The organism is Actinoplanes sp. NBRC 101535, assembly GCF_030269225.1.
Lineage (GTDB): Bacteria > Actinomycetota > Actinomycetes > Mycobacteriales > Micromonosporaceae > Actinoplanes > Actinoplanes rectilineatus.
Genome location: NZ_BSSY01000027.1, coordinates 23,424 through 38,927, shown reverse-complemented (window position 1 = coordinate 38,927; position 15,504 = coordinate 23,424). Strand labels below are relative to the sequence as shown.

The 15,504-nt window shown below is 71.9% G+C and carries 11 protein-coding genes and 1 pseudogene; 6 read left to right on the top strand and 6 right to left on the bottom strand.

Annotated features, from left to right (window positions below; genetic code table 11):
- Window positions 1–39: 39 nt before the first annotated feature.
- Window positions 40–1,422, bottom strand: coding sequence for an ABC transporter substrate-binding protein (locus tag QSK32_RS42050; RefSeq protein ID WP_045741069.1), 1,383 nt, complete (start codon window positions 1,420–1,422; stop codon window positions 40–42).
- A 301-nt stretch (window positions 1,423–1,723) separates the two neighbouring features.
- On the opposite strand from QSK32_RS42050, the gene QSK32_RS42045 reads away from it, so the two are divergent.
- Together QSK32_RS42045 and QSK32_RS42040 are read left to right on the top strand one after the other, a co-directional pair.
- A complete protein-coding gene (locus QSK32_RS42045; protein ID WP_045741070.1) occupies window positions 1,724–2,689 on the top strand; it encodes a LysR substrate-binding domain-containing protein in 966 nt (321 codons plus the stop codon).
- Window positions 2,690–2,747: 58 nt separating this feature from the next.
- Window positions 2,748–5,165 carry a beta-glucosidase gene (locus QSK32_RS42040; RefSeq protein ID WP_285475113.1) on the top strand — a complete coding sequence of 806 codons (2,418 nt, stop codon included), beginning with the start codon at window positions 2,748–2,750 and terminating at the stop codon, window positions 5,163–5,165.
- A gap of 149 nt (window positions 5,166–5,314) precedes the next feature.
- Here QSK32_RS42040 and QSK32_RS42035 read toward each other — a convergent pair whose 3' ends face one another.
- Complete coding sequence (locus QSK32_RS42035) at window positions 5,315–6,142, bottom strand: GNAT family N-acetyltransferase (protein ID WP_285475112.1); 828 nt, start codon at window positions 6,140–6,142, stop codon at window positions 5,315–5,317.
- Between the two features lie 264 nt (window positions 6,143–6,406).
- On the opposite strand from QSK32_RS42035, the gene QSK32_RS42030 reads away from it, so the two are divergent.
- The 4 genes from QSK32_RS42030 to QSK32_RS42015 all read left to right on the top strand — a co-directional run bounded on the left by QSK32_RS42030 (window position 6,407) and on the right by QSK32_RS42015 (window position 10,436).
- A complete protein-coding gene (locus QSK32_RS42030) occupies window positions 6,407–7,918 on the top strand; it encodes a M4 family metallopeptidase (RefSeq protein WP_045741073.1) in 1,512 nt (503 codons plus the stop codon).
- A gap of 125 nt (window positions 7,919–8,043) precedes the next feature.
- Window positions 8,044–8,505 carry a 2'-5' RNA ligase family protein gene (locus QSK32_RS42025; RefSeq protein ID WP_285475111.1) on the top strand — a complete coding sequence of 154 codons (462 nt, stop codon included), beginning with the start codon at window positions 8,044–8,046 and terminating at the stop codon, window positions 8,503–8,505.
- A gap of 135 nt (window positions 8,506–8,640) precedes the next feature.
- On the top strand, window positions 8,641–9,648 hold the full coding sequence (locus QSK32_RS42020; RefSeq protein ID WP_502872596.1) for a permease: 1,008 nt from the start codon (window positions 8,641–8,643) through the stop codon (window positions 9,646–9,648).
- Window positions 9,645–10,436 (top strand): TIGR03943 family putative permease subunit, encoded by a 792-nt coding sequence (locus tag QSK32_RS42015; protein ID WP_285475110.1) that lies wholly within the window; start codon window positions 9,645–9,647, stop codon window positions 10,434–10,436. The genes QSK32_RS42020 and QSK32_RS42015 overlap by 4 nt, the downstream gene beginning before the upstream one ends.
- An 86-nt stretch (window positions 10,437–10,522) precedes the next feature.
- On the opposite strand, the gene QSK32_RS42010 is transcribed toward QSK32_RS42015, so the two are convergent.
- The 4 genes and pseudogenes from QSK32_RS42010 to QSK32_RS41995 form a co-directional block, all read right to left on the bottom strand.
- Window positions 10,523–11,593 (bottom strand): hypothetical protein, encoded by a 1,071-nt coding sequence (locus QSK32_RS42010; RefSeq protein ID WP_285475109.1) that lies wholly within the window; start codon window positions 11,591–11,593, stop codon window positions 10,523–10,525.
- A gap of 186 nt (window positions 11,594–11,779) precedes the next feature.
- Window positions 11,780–14,137, bottom strand: coding sequence for an acylase (locus QSK32_RS42005; protein ID WP_285475108.1), 2,358 nt, complete (start codon window positions 14,135–14,137; stop codon window positions 11,780–11,782).
- Window positions 14,138–14,370: 233 nt separating this feature from the next.
- Window positions 14,371–14,535: pseudogene (locus QSK32_RS42000) on the bottom strand (aspartate 1-decarboxylase); the annotation flags it as partial.
- A gap of 115 nt (window positions 14,536–14,650) precedes the next feature.
- Window positions 14,651–15,481 (bottom strand): alpha/beta fold hydrolase, encoded by an 831-nt coding sequence (locus QSK32_RS41995; RefSeq protein WP_285475107.1) that lies wholly within the window; start codon window positions 15,479–15,481, stop codon window positions 14,651–14,653.
- Between the last annotated feature and the right edge of the window lie 23 nt (window positions 15,482–15,504).

Here is a 15,504-nt window from a genome sequence, read left to right as displayed (position 1 = left end):
GCGGGCCGGTGCGGTGACCCGCACCGGCCCGGCGGATCGTCAGCCGAGAGCGGCCTGGGCGTCGTCGATCGTCTTCAGGCCGGCGTCGAGCGTCGACGGGTCCTGGACGAAGTTCGCGAACGCGGTGTACAGGGTCGACCGGACACTGGTGTCGATCGTCGCGCTGGGCAGCGGCGTCAGGTCCTTGCTGAGCATCTCGGTGGAGACCTTGCGCAGCACGTCGTTGGGGTACGCGTCGGCCGGAACGCCGGTCGCCGGGGCCACGTAGTTGCCGGTGGCGGCGATCAGGGTCTGCTCCTCGGTGGAGGCCATGTACTGCAGGAACGCCTTGACCTCGGGGCGGTCGCTGAACGCGGCGACGACCGTACCCGTGTAGGCCTCGGTGTTCGCGAACTGCGGGTTGCTCGCCGGGATCGGCATGAAGTCGAGGTTCTCCCCGGCCTTGACCGTGGCGTTGCCGGAGATCAGCGTGGCCGCGCCGTAGGTGCCCCACTCGAAGAGCGAGCACTGCTGCGGGTCGGTGTACATGCCGTTGCCGGCCGAGCCCTGCTCGGTGGAGAGCGCGCCGGATGCGCCGCCGTAGACCATCCCGTCCTTCTGGATCAGGTCGCCGACGGTCTGGAAGGCGGCCTTGACCTGCGGGTCGCTCCACTTGGTGGCGCCGGTGGCGAGACCGTTGGCGACATCCGGGCCGGCCGACTTGACGATCTGGTTGAGCACCATGAACGCGCCCGGCCAGCCGGTGCTGGCGCCCGCGCTCAGGCCCAGGCACCAGGGCGAACTGCCGGAGGCGGCCTTCTTCTCGGTCCAGGCGCTCAGGTCCGACCAGGTGCCGTCGGTGGGCCCGTCGTACTTCTGCGGGTTGTACCAGACCATGAAGTTGTCCAGGGACATGTAGAGCGCGTACGGCTTGCCGCCGACGGTGGTCGCGTCGACCAGGCCCTGGTTGAAGTTCTTGGTCAGTGTGCTGGTGCCGACCAGGGTGTCCAGGTCCTTGAGGGCGCCCTGCTCGGCGTAGTGCCGCACCATGGCGAGGCTGGAGACGGTCATGACGTCCGGCGGGTTGCCGGAGTCGACGCCCGCCTGGATCACGGTGGTGTAGTCCTCGGTGCCGGTGTAGTTGATCTTTACGCCGGTCGCCTCCTCGAAGGGGGCGAACGTGGAGAGCAGCCGCTCCTTCTCGGTGCCGGCCAGCGTGCCGATGACGGTGACCGTGCCACCGATCTCGGCGCCGCCGGTGGTGAGGCCGGTCGCGAAGGTCTTGGCGGCCTCGAGGTACGCGGCCGGCAGCGTGGGAGCGGCGGCGGCCGAGCCGGAGCCGGTGCCCTCGGTGCCGGCGTCGGCGCATCCGGCGAGGGTCAGTGTGAGAGCGGTGAAGGCGGCACCCGCCGCGATGGCGGTACGACGTCGGGGGAAACGCATAAGGGTCCTCCGCACGAGAAATGGCGTGAATGGGGGTCCGGAAGTCCCGTTCCGGGCGGGCCCTTGGTCCGGCCAGGTCAGCCTAGGAGCGGATTCTTGTGGAGTAAAAAATGGATCGCGCAGGGAAGCACATCAGAAATTCTGATGAACAAAACCCGAAAACCTGCGCGTAACAACCTCGATACACTAGCGCTTCCTCGCAGGTGGAACGGTTCACACACGTGTTACACGACGCCCTTCCACCGGGGGAATGGCATCGGAGAATGAGATGCCGACGCCGGCGGATTCCCTGGGGAGACAGATGGCACGCAAGGCTGACATCACGCTTACACAACTGCGCTACTTCGTGGAGGCGGCCACCTGTCTGAGCATGACCCAGGCGGCGGCCAACCTGCTCGTCGCCCAATCCGCGGTCTCCACCGCGGTGGCGCAACTGGAAGGTCAGGTCGGCGCCCAGCTGTTCATCCGGATGCGTTCCAAGGGCCTGGCGATGACCCCGGCCGGTCAGCAGCTGCTGGGTGACGCCCGGTCGGTCCTCGGCACCCTCGACGAGGCGCTGGACGCCGCCCGGGGCATGGACGAGCAGGTCCGCGGGACGATCCGGATCGCCTTCTTCGTCACCCTCGCCCCGTTCCTGCTGGCCGAGATGATGGCCCTGCTGGCCGAACGTCACCCGCACCTGGAGGTCGACGTGGTCGAGGTCGACGCCGCCGAGGCCCGCGAGGCGCTGCGCTCCGGGCGGGCCGAGATGGCGGTCAGCTACGACTTCGCGTACGGCGACGACATGCGGCGGGAAGTCGTCACCACGGTCACCCCGCACGTCGTGCTCCCGGCCGGGCACGCCCTGGCCGGCCGGAGCCGGGTGCCGCTGCGCGAACTCGCCGGGGAACGACTGATCCTGCTCGACCTGCCGTACAGCCGGGAGTACTTCCTGAACGTGATGCGCGGCGCCGGCGTCGAACCGGTGGTGCGGCACCGGTCCCGCGGGTACGAGACGGTCCGCTCCCTGGTCGCCAAGGGGTACGGCTACTCCATCCTCAACCAGCGCCCCCGGCACGACGCCACCTACGACGGGCGGACCGTGGTGACCCGGCCGATCGCCGACGAGGTGCCCGGTCTGCCCCTGGTGGTGGCCACCCTCCGGTCGGTGCGGGCGACCGCCCGGGTCCGCGCCGTCGCGGACGCCGTCCGGCTCGCCGCCACCGCCCTGACGAGCGAGAACATCGGCAAAACCGATGCACTGGAAGCAGATCGGCAATTTGAATGATGTCCCGGCGGCTCCGCACACTGGCTCGGCATAGTCAGACGTGACCCGAGGAGCCCCCGTGAGCCTTTTCGACGTCGGCCAGGTGCTGGCCGCGCTCACCGACGACGAGAAGGTCGACCTGGTGTCCGGCCGGGGCATGTGGAAGACCACCCCGATCCCCCGGCTGGGTGTCCCGAGCATCGTCATGACCGACGGCACCTACGGCGTGCGGTACTCGGAGAGCCAGATCGCCGGCGACGAGCAGGGCGGTTTCGACCTCGACGACTTCCTGTCCGTGGTCAACCGTCGCGCCAACGGCACCGCCACCGCCTGGGGACGGACCCGCCCGGCCACCTGTTTCCCGACCGGCGCCGCCCTGGCCTGCTCCTGGGACACCGGCCTGGCCCACCGGCTCGGCGCGGCCCTGGCCGCCGAGTGCGGCGAGTTCGGCGTCGACGTGCTGCTCGGACCGGGCATCAACCTGCGGCGCACCCCGCTGGGCGGGCGAGCCTACGAGTACTACTCCGAGGACCCGCTGGTCACCGCGGAGATCGCGGCCGCCGTGGTGGACGGGCTGCAGGACAACGGGGTCGGCGCGTCCCTGAAGCACTTCGCCGCCAACAACTGCGAGGTCGAGCGGACGACCATGGACTCGGTCATCGAGGAACGGGCCCTGCGCGAGATCTACCTGCGCGGCTTCGAACGGGTCGTCCGGCGCAGCGACCCGTGGACGGTGATGAGCTCGTACAACCGGCTCAACGGGGTACAGACCTCGCAGGACCCGTGGCTGCTGGACACCGTGCTGCGCGGCGACTGGGGCTACCGCGGCACGGTCGTCTCCGACTGGCACGGCATCAAGGACCGGGCCGCCTCGATCGCCGCCGGCAACGACCTGGACATGCCGGAGAGCCCGTCGCGTAAAGCCGCCCTGCGCCGTGCGGTGGCCGACGGCAGCGTCGCGGCCGCCGACCTGGACACCGCCTGCCGCCGGGTGCTGGAACTGGTCCACCGGGCGGTCGCCGCCCGGCCGTCGCGGGCCACGGCGTTCGACCGCGACGCCCACCACGACCTGGCCCGGCAGATGGCCGCCCGGTCGATGGTGCTGCTCAAGAACGACGGCGGGCTGCTCCCGCTGAACCCGGCCGCCCTGCGCCGGGTGGTGGTCGCCGGTGACGGCGCGGTGGACCCGGTGATCCAGGGATCCGGCAGCGCCACCACCTCCCCCACCCGGGTCGACGTGCCGCTCGACGAGCTGCGCCGGGCGTTCGGGCCGGCCGTGGAGGTGCTGTACGACCCGGCGCCCGCCGACATCCCCGGCGCCGACGTCGTCGTGTTCTTCGCCAACACCGACCTGCAGTACGACGGCGAAGGCGCCGACCGCCGCACCCTGGCCCTGGCCGCCGGGCAGGACGAGCGGATCGCGGCCCTCGCCGCCACCGGCGTTCCGGTCGTGGTGGTCGTGGCGTCACCGGACGCCGTGGTGATGCCCTGGCGCGACGACGTCCCGGTGATCCTCGCGACGTTCCTCGCCGGGCAGGGCGCCGGGCGGGCCACCGCCGACGTGCTCACCGGCGCCGCCGAACCCACCGGCCGGCTCACCACCACGTTCCCGGCCCGGATCGAGGACATCCCGGGCTGGCTGACCTACCCCGGCGAGAACGGCCGGCACGTGTACGCCGAGGGCATCCACGTCGGCTACCGCTCCTACGACGCGCTGGGCCGGGAGCCGCTGTTCTGCTTCGGCCACGGGCTCGGCTACACGACGTTCGCGACCGGCCCGGTCACGGCCGTCACGTCCGGCCCGGTCACATCCGGCGCGGTCACATCCAGCGCGGTCGCGGGCGGCGCGGTCACGTCCGGCGCGGTCGCGGGCGGCGCGGTCACGTCCGGCGCGGCCGCGGGCGGCCCGGCCGACGTGGCCACGCTGTCCGAGGGTGGCGTAGTGCACCTCGAGGTGCCGGTCACCAACACCGGCACCCGGCGTGGGCGCGAGACCGTACAGATCTACGCCGAGCACCGCGACCCCCGGGTCCGGCGCCCGCTCCTCGCGCTCGCCGGTTTCGCCGGGATCGAGCTGGAGCCCGGTGAGACCGGCACGGTCCGGATCAGCGTGACCGCCGACGACCTGAGCTTCTGGGACACCGCACGGCAGCGGTGGATCCTCGACGACGAGACCGTACGCCTGCACGCCGGCCGTTCCTCCCGCGACCTGACGTCGAGCGTCGACGTGACGACGGCCGGCAGCACCAGCCGGCACCGGCCGGTGCTGCGCGACACCCAGCCGTCGTTCATCCTGGACAATCCGGTCGCCCGGGCGGCCACCGCGGCGTTCCTGGCCGTCGCCCTGGACCGCAGCGAGGCGGAGGTGGACAGCATGCTGGAGTACAGCCGGGACTCGTTCATCGGCATCGTCGCCACCCTGGAACGGCGGTTCCGGATCAGCTTCACCGACGATCAGGCCGACCGGCTGCTGGCCGCGATCCGCGACGCCGGCTGACCCCGCTCGGTCCGGGGCCTGCGACGCGGGCCGGCCCGGGCTGAGCCCAGGACCGGCGACTCGGGCCGAGCCGGGCCGAGCCGGGCCGAGCCGGGCCGAGCCGGGCCGAGCCGGGCCGAGCCGGGCCGCCGGTCCTGGCCGGGCCGGGCTCAGCCGAGGGCCTGCGTCGCCGGCACCACCCAGCGGCTGCGGTCGCCGGGTAGCGTGCGCCCGCCCAGCACCATCGTCGTGCTGGTGAGGACCCGTGCGGCGCCGCCGTGCTCCACCCACTCCCGGAGCGCGGCCGCTGCCTCCCGCAGGTCCACCCGCACCGGCCGGTCGGCGTCCGCGGTCAACTCGCCGATCAGAGCTTTCGCGTCCTGATCGTTCTCGGCCACGACCGGGGCGACCATCAGCTGGTCGAGGTTGTTCCAGGCAGCCCCGTAACCCACGATGACGCCGTCGCGTTCCAGCACCCGGAGCCGTTCGGCGCTGTCGAACAGCCACCGCACGAGCCGGTCCCGCGGCGCACCGGTCGTCGCACGGTCCAGTGCGGTCACCGCCGCGAGGTCGGCGGGCACGGCCGGCCGGGTCCGCGAGGTCGGCGGCACCGACAGCTCCCCGAGGTGGACGTGCAGCGGCTCCCCCGCGGTGAACCCGAGCTTCTCGTAGAGCGGCTGCCCGTACGCCGTCGCGTAGAGCATCACGTCATCCGTGCGCGCCGCGGCCAGCGCGTGCTCCATCAGGCGCCGGCCCAGCCCGCGTCCCCCGTGCTCCGACGCGACCAGCACCATGCTGATCGCCGACAGCGCGGTGCCGAACGCGGTCAGAACCGTGGTGCCGGCCAGCCGCCCGTCGTCGTCCCGCACCCCGAAGACGGTGCCCAGCTCGAACAGCAGCCGCCAGCGCCGCTCCTCGGGTCTCCACTCCCGGTCCTGCGCCAGAGCGAGACAGCCGGCCAGGTCGTCGATGGTCAGCACCTCGATGTCGAAGCTCACGCGCCCATGCTCGCATGCACCCCAACCCCTTTTCCCGCACCGCGGGACCCCGCGCCCACCCGCCGCTGTCGGCCGGCCGACGCCGCTCGTACACGATGCGGCCGCCCTCTCCTCGCCGAACCGGCGCCGTCGAGCGGTTTACATCGTTCAACGCCTATATAGACTCTCCTCACTATCTATTCCGGGCGGGCGATCCCCGGCCGGAACCCGTTTCCCCCAGGAGCGTCCGTGAACGTACGAACCCGCATCGCCGGGGCAGTCGCGATGGCCACCGTGGTGGCCACCGCGATGTCCCCCACGGCAGCGACCGCCCGACCGGCCGGCCCGACTCCCGACCCCGCCGCGGCCGCGGCCGCCGGCGCCGAGGCGCTGGTCGGCAGCCGGCCGGCCGTTCTGCAGGCCGGAGCCTCGGAGACCTTCCACCAACGACGGGTGATCCGGTCGGGTGACGTCAGCTACGTCGCCTACGACCGCAGCTACCGCGGCCTCCCGGTCGTCGGCGGCGACTTCGTCGTCGTCACCGACACGGCCGGCCGGACCCGGTTCACCTCGGTGGCCCAGACCCGGCCCATCGGCACCCTGTCCACCACTCCCCGGCTGAGCGCCGCGGACGCCACCGCCACCGCGAAAGCACTCCTGACCACGGTCACCACCGTGGAACCGACGACGCTCGTGGTGTTCACCGCAGGCGACACCACGGCCCGGCTGGCCTGGCAGACCACGGTCAGCGGAACCGGCGACGACGGCCCCAGCCGACTCACCGTCGAAGTCGACGCGCAGACCGGCGACGTGCTGGACTCCCGCGAACGGGTCATCGACGTGGCCGGCACCGGCACCGGCTGGATCAACGGCGCGGTGTCCGTCAACACCACCCAGTCCGGGTCCACCTACCTGCTGCAGGACCCGTCGCACACCACGATCCGCTGCCAGAACGCCACCGGCAACGCCACCTTCTCCGGCCCCGACAACGTGTGGGGCAACGGCGTGGGAACCAACCGGGAGACCGGCTGCGTCGACGCGTTCTACGTCGCCCAGCAGCAGTACACGATGCTCTCCTCCTGGCTGGGCCGAAACGGCCAGAACGGCAGCGGCGGCGCCTGGCCGATCCGGGTCGGCCTGGCCGACCAGAACGCCTACTACGACGGCACCCAGGTCCAGATCGGCCGTAACTCCGCCGGCCAGTGGATCGCCTCCGCCGACGTGGTCGGCCACGAACTCGGCCACGGCATCGACGACACCACCCCCGGCGGCATCTCCCGTGGCGGCACCCAGGAGTTCATCGCCGACACCCTCGGCGCGGCCACCGAGTGGTACATCAACAACCCGAACGACACCCCCGACTTCCAGGTCGGCGAAGAGGTCAACCTGGTCGGCAGCGGCCCGATCCGCTACATGTACAACCCGTCGCTGATCTCCGGCCACAACAACTGCTACTCCTCCAGCGTCCCCAACCAGGGTGTCCACGCGGCCTCCGGCCCCGGCAACCACTGGTTCTACCTGCTCGCCCGCGGCACCAGCGGCGGCGGTAACGGCCAGCCGGCCAGCACCACCTGCAACAGCACCACGCTCACCGGCATCGGCATCCAGCCCGCCATCAAGATCCTGTACAACGCGATGCTGATGAAGACGTCCAGCTCGTCGTACCTGCGGTACCGCGTGTGGACGCTGCAGGCCGCCCGCAACCTCTACCCGAACAGCTGCACCGAGTTCAACGCCGTCAAGGCGGCGTGGACCGCGGTCAGCGTGCCGGCGCAGAGCGGCGAACCCACCTGCTGACAGGACAGTCGCGGCCGGGGCCGGCACACGCCGGCCCCGGCCGCGACACCGACCCGCCGCCCGACCCGGAACGCGCCGGGAACCACGTGGGAGTCGGCCGCCTGAACCCGCCGTAGGCTGCGGAGATGCACACCGTCGAACTGCTGCTGGACGACGCGCTCGACCACGCGGTCCGCGTGCTCTGGTCCCGCCTGCACGACGCCGGCCTGCCCAGCCTCGCCACCCACCGGCACCTCACGAACCGCCCGCACGTGACGCTGACCAGCACTCCGGCCCCGCCCACACCGCCCCCGCTCGCACTGCCCGCCCCCGTCGTGCTCGGCCCGCCCGTCTCCCTCGGCCGCGCCCTGGTCCTCTCCGTCTCCGGCCTGGAGGATCTCCAGCACCTGGTCTGGTCCGCCCTGGGCGCCGTCTCCCCGTGGCACACCCCGGACGCCTGGACCCCGCACGTCTCCCTCGCTCTCAACCTCCCGGCCGACCGCCACTCCGAGGCCCGTACGCTGCTGTCCGGCCTGTCTCCGCTCTCCGGCCTCGCCGTCGCGGCCCGCTCCTACGACACCGCCTCCCGCACGGTCACGGCCCTGTAACGGCAGGACACCGTCCAGGCCGGCCGCCGTCCATGGGCGCCGTGCGTACCCCTGCCACCTCGGTCGCGCATGTCACCGGCGACGTCGCCGGTGACGCGGGCGGGTAGGTTGTCACCCTGGCCGAGGGGAGCAACTGTGAAAACCGCCGAGAGCGCGCCGGCCGCCACCGCGGAGAGACCCGGCGAGCCGGACTCGTGGCGGATCGGGTCGCTGGAGTGGCTGGCCGTGGTGCTGGTCCTGCTGCTGCTCGTCCGCGATCGGCTGGCCGGCTGGCTGTCCGGGCCGGGCCTGCAGACCTGGGCGACGGTGTTCGTGTCGGTCATGGTGCAGGCCGTTCCGTTCCTGGTGTTCGGGGTGGTCCTGTCCGCGGTGATCGCGGTGTTCGTGCCGCGCAGCTTCTGGGCGCGTGCCCTGCCGAGCCATCCCGTTCTGGCGGTGCCCGCGGCCGGCGTGGCCGGTGTCGTCCTGCCCGGCTGCGAGTGCGGCAGTGTCCCGATCGCCGGCTCGCTGATCCGCCGCGGCGTCACGCCGGCCGCGGCCCTGGCCTTCCTGCTGGCCGCGCCCGCGATCAACCCGATCGTGCTGACCGCCACCGTCATCGCCTTTCCCGGCCGGCCGGAGATGGCGGTCGCCCGCGGCCTGGCCAGCCTGGTCGTCGCGGTCGCGATGGGCTGGCTGTGGCTGCGCCTCGGCAAGGCCGAGTGGATCAAGCTGCCGCACCGGCCCGACCTCGACGACACCTCGAAGGCGCGGGCGTTCTGGGCGGCCTGCCGGCACGACGTCATGCACGCGGGCGGCTTCCTGGTCGTCGGCGCGGCCGCCGCGGCCACCATCAACGTGGTGATCCCCGGCGCCTGGCTGCAGAAGCTCGCCGAGGACCCGATCGTGTCGATCCTGGTGCTGGCCACCCTGGCCGTGCTGTTGTCGATCTGCAGTGAGGCCGACGCGTTCGTGGCCGCCTCGCTGACCCAGTTCTCGCTGACGTCGCGCCTGGTCTTCCTGGTCGTCGGCCCGATGGTCGACCTGAAACTGATCTCGATGCAGGCCGGCGTCTTCGGCCGCCGGTTCATGGTCCGGTTCGCGCCGGCCACGTTCGTCGCCGCGATCCTGGTCGGCACCGCCGTCGGGACGGTGATGCTGTGACCCGGATCACGCAGGCGGTCGTCATGCTGCTGCTCGGTGGCGCGGTCATCAAGTCCACCCTCACCGACACGTTCCTGCGCTACGTCAAGGAAGGCCTCCGGCCCTTCCTGCTCGGCGCCGGCCTGCTGCTGGTCACCGCCGCGATCATGACCATCTGGTACGACCTGCGCGCCGCCCGTGGCGACCGCGCCCCGCACGATCACACTCCGCACGATCACAATCCACACGACGACACTCCGCACGACGACACTCCGCACGACGACGCCCCGCATGACGACGGACACGGGCACGGCCGCCACGAGCTGCGCGTCGGCTGGCTGCTCCTCGCCCCGGTGATGGCCCTGCTGCTGCTCTCCCCGCCGGCGCTCGGCTCGTTCGCCGCCGGCCAGTCCGGCAGCATCGGCCCGGCCGAGGCCTCCGACTACCCGCCGCTGCCGGCCGGAGACCCGGTCCAGGTCGGCCTGCTCGACTACGCCGGCCGGGCGGTCTTCGACGGCGGCAAGAGCCTCGCCGGCCGGACCGTGAAGCTGACCGGCTTCATCACCCCCGGACCCGACGGCGCACCGATGCTGGCCCGGATGACCCTGGCCTGCTGCGCCGCCGACGGCCGTCCGATCAAGATCGGGCTGACCGGCGCCCCGATCGACGCGCCCCCGGACGCCTGGGTCGACATCGTCGGCGTCTACAGCTCCGAGGTCGGCACCGACCCGGTCAACCAGGCGCAACTCGCCTACGTCGACGTGAAGTCGTGGCAGGAGATCGAGGAGCCGACACAGCCCTACGAGTGAGCCGTTCCCCTCAAACGGTCCGCAGGTCCAGCGGGCCAGACGGTCAGCAGGCCCAGTGAATCAGACGGTTCGCGGGTCCAGCGGACTCAGACGGTCCGCAGGTCCAGCGAGTTGCGGACGAAGGTTTCGCGGTCGCCGGTCGTCCACCACAGCACCCCGGCGCGGTACGTGATGTCCCCCGCGTCCGGGCTGACCAGCACCGTGGTCCGCGTCGCCAGATCGTGGACCAGCAACTCCTGGTTGCCGCTGAGCTCGGACTGCGGCCCGGTCCGGCCGAACACCTCGAACCGGTCCAGCACCGCCACATCGTTGATCACGGTGCCGACCGCACCCTCGGCGACCGTGCGGCGGGCCGAACCGTCCGGGTGCGACATCTCGATCCGGGTGTCGACCTCCTCGTCCAACGACACCATCTCGCACCACACCGGGCTGCACGCGGTCACCGCACGCTGCCCGGACGGCACGGCGACGGTCGCGCCGGTGTCCAGGTTGCGCAGCGTGCTCGCACCGGCGACCGCGGTCTGCCCGTCGACCGCCCACGGCCACGCCGACAGCCCCCAGTCGCCGTCCACCCGCTGCACCGACACCCGCCCGCCGGCCACCGGAACCGACCGGAACTCGGTGCCACCCCCGACGGCCGCCGCCCACCGGACGACACCGCCGGCGAGGGTCAGATCGTATTGTGAGTTGTCGAGCCGCAGCGAACCCAGGTCGTCGGTGAGCTTCCGGGCCGACCCGGCGTCCCTGAGATCGGCGGTCCACAGCTGAGGACGGCTCTTGACCGTTTCGACCCAGACGAGGGTGTCACCGGACACGGCCAGGGCGGAGAACGGCGCACGGTCGGCCGCCGGCACCCGCCGCAACTCCCGAACCGTCCGGTCCGCGTCGAGGACGACCAGCCGCAGGAACCTGCCGTCCGCGGTCCGGACGGTGCCGGCCGAGGTCCGGGCGTCGAGGAACAGCCCCGGCGTGTACGCGTCACCGTCCGCCAGATGCGACGGGACGCTGCCACGCTGCGCGTCCGGCCAGGCCGCGGCGACCGACGGCGGCACCGGCTCCCCGGACTGCGCGGGCGATCCGAACAGCAGCGCCGCACCGGCCGCCAGCGTCACGGCGAGCGCGGTCAGGGTACGCGGCAGAGAGACGTGCTCGGACATCCGGCGATCCTAGCGGGCCGGCGCCGCGGGCAGCGCCACCGGCGTGATCCCCTCGGACCGGCTCATCACCAGCATGTGCCGGTGCGTGAACCCGAGGTGCGGACCGCCGCCGTCCCGAACGGCCGTCGAGGAACGCCTGCTGTGGCGCGTCGAGGTGATGCGGCACAGCAGGACGTCGCTTCCGACTCAGTCTCCACCGGTGGCGGTGATCCGGTAGGTACGCAGGTTCGGGTCGGCCGTGATCTGCTCCTCGGTGTACTTGACGGTGTCCCAGCCCTTGCCGGAGTAGAGCAACGTCTGGTCGGCGTACCAGGGCGAGTTCGGGTTCGTCGACTGCGAGTAGGTGAGGATCTGCCGGCCGGACGGGCCGTGCGGGCCGAGTTCGACCGCCATCACGAACGACGAACCGTGCGTGACCTGGGGATACCCGACGCCAGGCACGAGCGCGTTGGTGATCACGTTGAAGACGCCGGCCTCGCCACGGCCGCCGTGGATCGGGATTCGCCGGTCACCGCGGCTGTCGGTGTGGATGTCGCCCCATGCGGCGTCGAGCGGGATGCCGTCCAGCTTCTGTACGGCGTCGGCGAGCGCTGTGCGTACGCCGGGATTGTCCGTGTCGAGACGGCGCGGGGTGCGCACCGAATCGGTGACCACGAACGCGTCCGCGAATCTGATGCCGCCCGCCAGGGCGAACTCGGTGAACAGGTGAGCGCCGCGGCTGTCCAGGTCGACGCGCAGGTCGAAGCCGGCCAGGGCGTCGCAGGCGGCGGTCAGATCGAGCGTCACGCCGTTCGTCGTGGTCGCGGTCGGCTGCCGGCGGCAGAGCGCGACCAGATCGTCGCGGACGAGTTCGGCACCGTACACCCGATTGCCGAACGTGACGTCCCACAGCCGGGCGGTGGTGAAACCCCGGCCCGGCAGGCCGTCGGTGCCGGCGAGGCGCTGCTCGACCTGGTCGATGCCGAGCCGGGTGCGCAGGCTGCGCTGAGCGCGTTCGCGGCCGAGGATCCGCGGGAAGCCCTCCAGCGGCGCGGCCGGGTTCGCCAGCCAGTGACTGTCGTTGGAGTTGGTGACGTAGTCGTCGCGGAACCGCACCGGCAACTCGGACGGGCCGAGGATCCCCGGGACCGCCGCGCCGGGTGCCCGGGTGAGCGCGCAGTCCGAACGGGAGCCGTCCAGGACCGCCTGGCCGCCGGCGGCGTAGAGCGGCTGGAACGACGCGGGGATGCAGGCCGCCGCGAGGTCGGCGGTGACACGGGGGACGACCGAGTGGTCGCCGTAGAGGGCCTCGCCGCGCGCGTCGGCCGCGATCACGTTGACCCACGGCAGGAACTGGTGCCGGTCGAGGACCGCCTTGAGCTGGCGGACGTCCCGGGCCTGGCCCATCCGCAGCCAGCCGTCGAGGGCACGGTTGTTGGTCGCGTTGACGTCGGTGATGGCGTAGGCGGTGGCCGCCGTCCAGTCGAAGGTGCCGGGCACCACGACCATCGGGCCGTAACGGGTGTCGTAGAACGTCCGGCTGACCGGGCCGGCGCCGGTCTCCACGGTGACCGCGCGGGAACGCATCCGCTCGGGCACGCCGTCGACGTAGTAGGAGGTCGGATCGCCCGGCACGAGACTCAGGCGGTGCCAGACGAACCGGCGCGCGGTGGAGACGGTGTGACTCCAGGCGAGCGTACGGTTGTGGCCGATCTCGATGATCGGGTCACCGATCAGCGACGCGCCCTCCACGTCGTAGCGGCCGGGCACCCTGAGGTGCATGCGGTAGAAGCGTTCCGAACCCTGCCAGGGGAAGTGCGGGTTGGCCAGCACCATCCCGCTGCCGTTCCCGGTGGCCTGCGCGCCGAGGCCGTAGGCGTTGCTGCCGATGCCGGAGCCCGCCCCGTCGAGGGAGGCCACGACGGCGGCGGCATCAGGCACCTCCACGGTCTCCACGGTCTTCGCGGCCGCCGGCGGGGCCGCCGCCACGATGCCGTCGAGAAGAGAGCGCGAACCGGCCCGCACCATGCTGGCCCACGTCGTACGCCAGACGTCCGTCTCGGTCATCGGGCGCACCCAGCCCTTGCCGCGGCAGGCCGGGTCGGTCAGGTTCTGCACGCCGGTACGCCGCAGGAAGTGGTTGTAGCCGGCGACGAAACCGCGGACCTGGTCCCGGACGTCGCCGGACGGTGACCGCACCCCGTCGCGAGGCCCCTCCAGGAGCCGCTCGGCGACGCGCTCGTCGATCGCCTTGCGGTGGAACAGGTCACTGCGCACGTTGGCGTCGGCCGCACCGAACCACCGGGAACGCTCACCGCTGACCGTCACCGTGTTCTCGGCGATGACACAGATGTTGTCCTCGGCCTGCGCGAAGCCGACCCCGAAGCCGAGATCGGCGAAGGTCCCGGCGGTGATGTGCGGGACGCCGTAGGAGGCCCGGCGGATCAGGGCCGAATATCCACGGTCACGCTCGACGCCGAAAGCGGGCGCCGGCACGACCGCGCCCGCCGTGACCACCACCAGGGCGGTCACGGCCGCTTTCAGGCGCACGGACAGAACTGACACGACGGCATCTCCCCCTCGATGCGGCCCCTGGCCGCTGCCGAGGGCCATTCGCGCCGCCCATACTTTCATCACCGGCGGACACGTTCATCGATTCTTTGCGTCGGGAACCCGACGGAGAGATCACGATGCCACGATGTGCGATGTCACCGGCTTGGCGCCGACGGCGCAGTCAGGCGACCGGAGGTCTGGTCGTCAGCCCCGGGGACCGGCTCGGCGAGCTCGTCACCCAACGCGATGATGTAGGTCTCGAGACGGGCTCCGTTGGTGATGTCGACGACTTGCGCCTTCTCGCCCTCGATGAGGCCCGCGGCACGCGCCAGGTCCTCATCGAGTGTCAGCGAACCCACGTAATGCAAGTCGGCCTGGGTGACAGTGGCGCGGTGGATCTTCCCGCCCAGGACTTCGCGAAGCGTCTCCGGCTCCTCATGTGACTCATGTGGGGTGGGCGCTCGAGATCGTCGACGAGAACGGCACCGTGCTGCCGGTCCGCTGACCCCACTTTCCGCGTACCCGCTAAGGAAGCAGGAGGATCGCGGCGGCGACGAAAGCATCCGGCTCTTCGATGTGGGCGAAATGCCCACTGTGTTCGAGGGTCACGTGGCGGGCGCCGGGGATGCCCGCGGCCAGCATCTCGCCCCAGCGGGGGCCGCCGATGAAGTCGTGGCGGCCGGTGATGACCACGGCGGGAGCGGTCAGGCCGGCCAGCCGGCCGCGGACGTCGAACGGGACCGGGTCGGCGGCGGTGGCGGCTTCGCGGGACATCCGGACCGTGGCGACGAACGGAGCGTACGCCTCCCGATCCGACCAGAAGTCGGCGAAGTAGACCGGCAGCGCCTCCCGGAACGCCGCCGTCATGGTCGCGTCGTCGGGAGCGGCCTGTGCCCGCCGGAAGGCGTCCGGGATGTGTGCCGCCTCGGGGACGTCCGGGTGGCGTTGCGGGTACGCGGCCACCCCGGCCATCGCCCCGGCCCAGAACTCCTGGTCCGCGGCGGGTGCGGTGGAATACAGGAGGTGGCCGGCCACCCGGCCGGGGTGGGCGAGCGCGTACGCCTGCGTGACGAACCCACCCGCCGAGTGGCCCAGCAGGTACACCGGTTCGTCGCCGAGGTGGTCGACGACCGCCCCGAGCGAGCGGGTGTACACGTCCATGCCGTAGCGGGGCGGACGACCGGATCCGCCGGTCCCGGCCGGGTCCACGTACACCATGGTGAAGTGTTCCTCGAGGGCGGCGGATCGCAGGTAGGACGCGTCGAGTCCGGGGCCGCCGGGGTGGGCGACGCAGACCGGTCCGCGGCCGGCGACGTGGTAGGCCTGCCGGACGCCGTCGACGACGATCTCGTACATCAGGGGTGCTCCTTGCCGTGTCG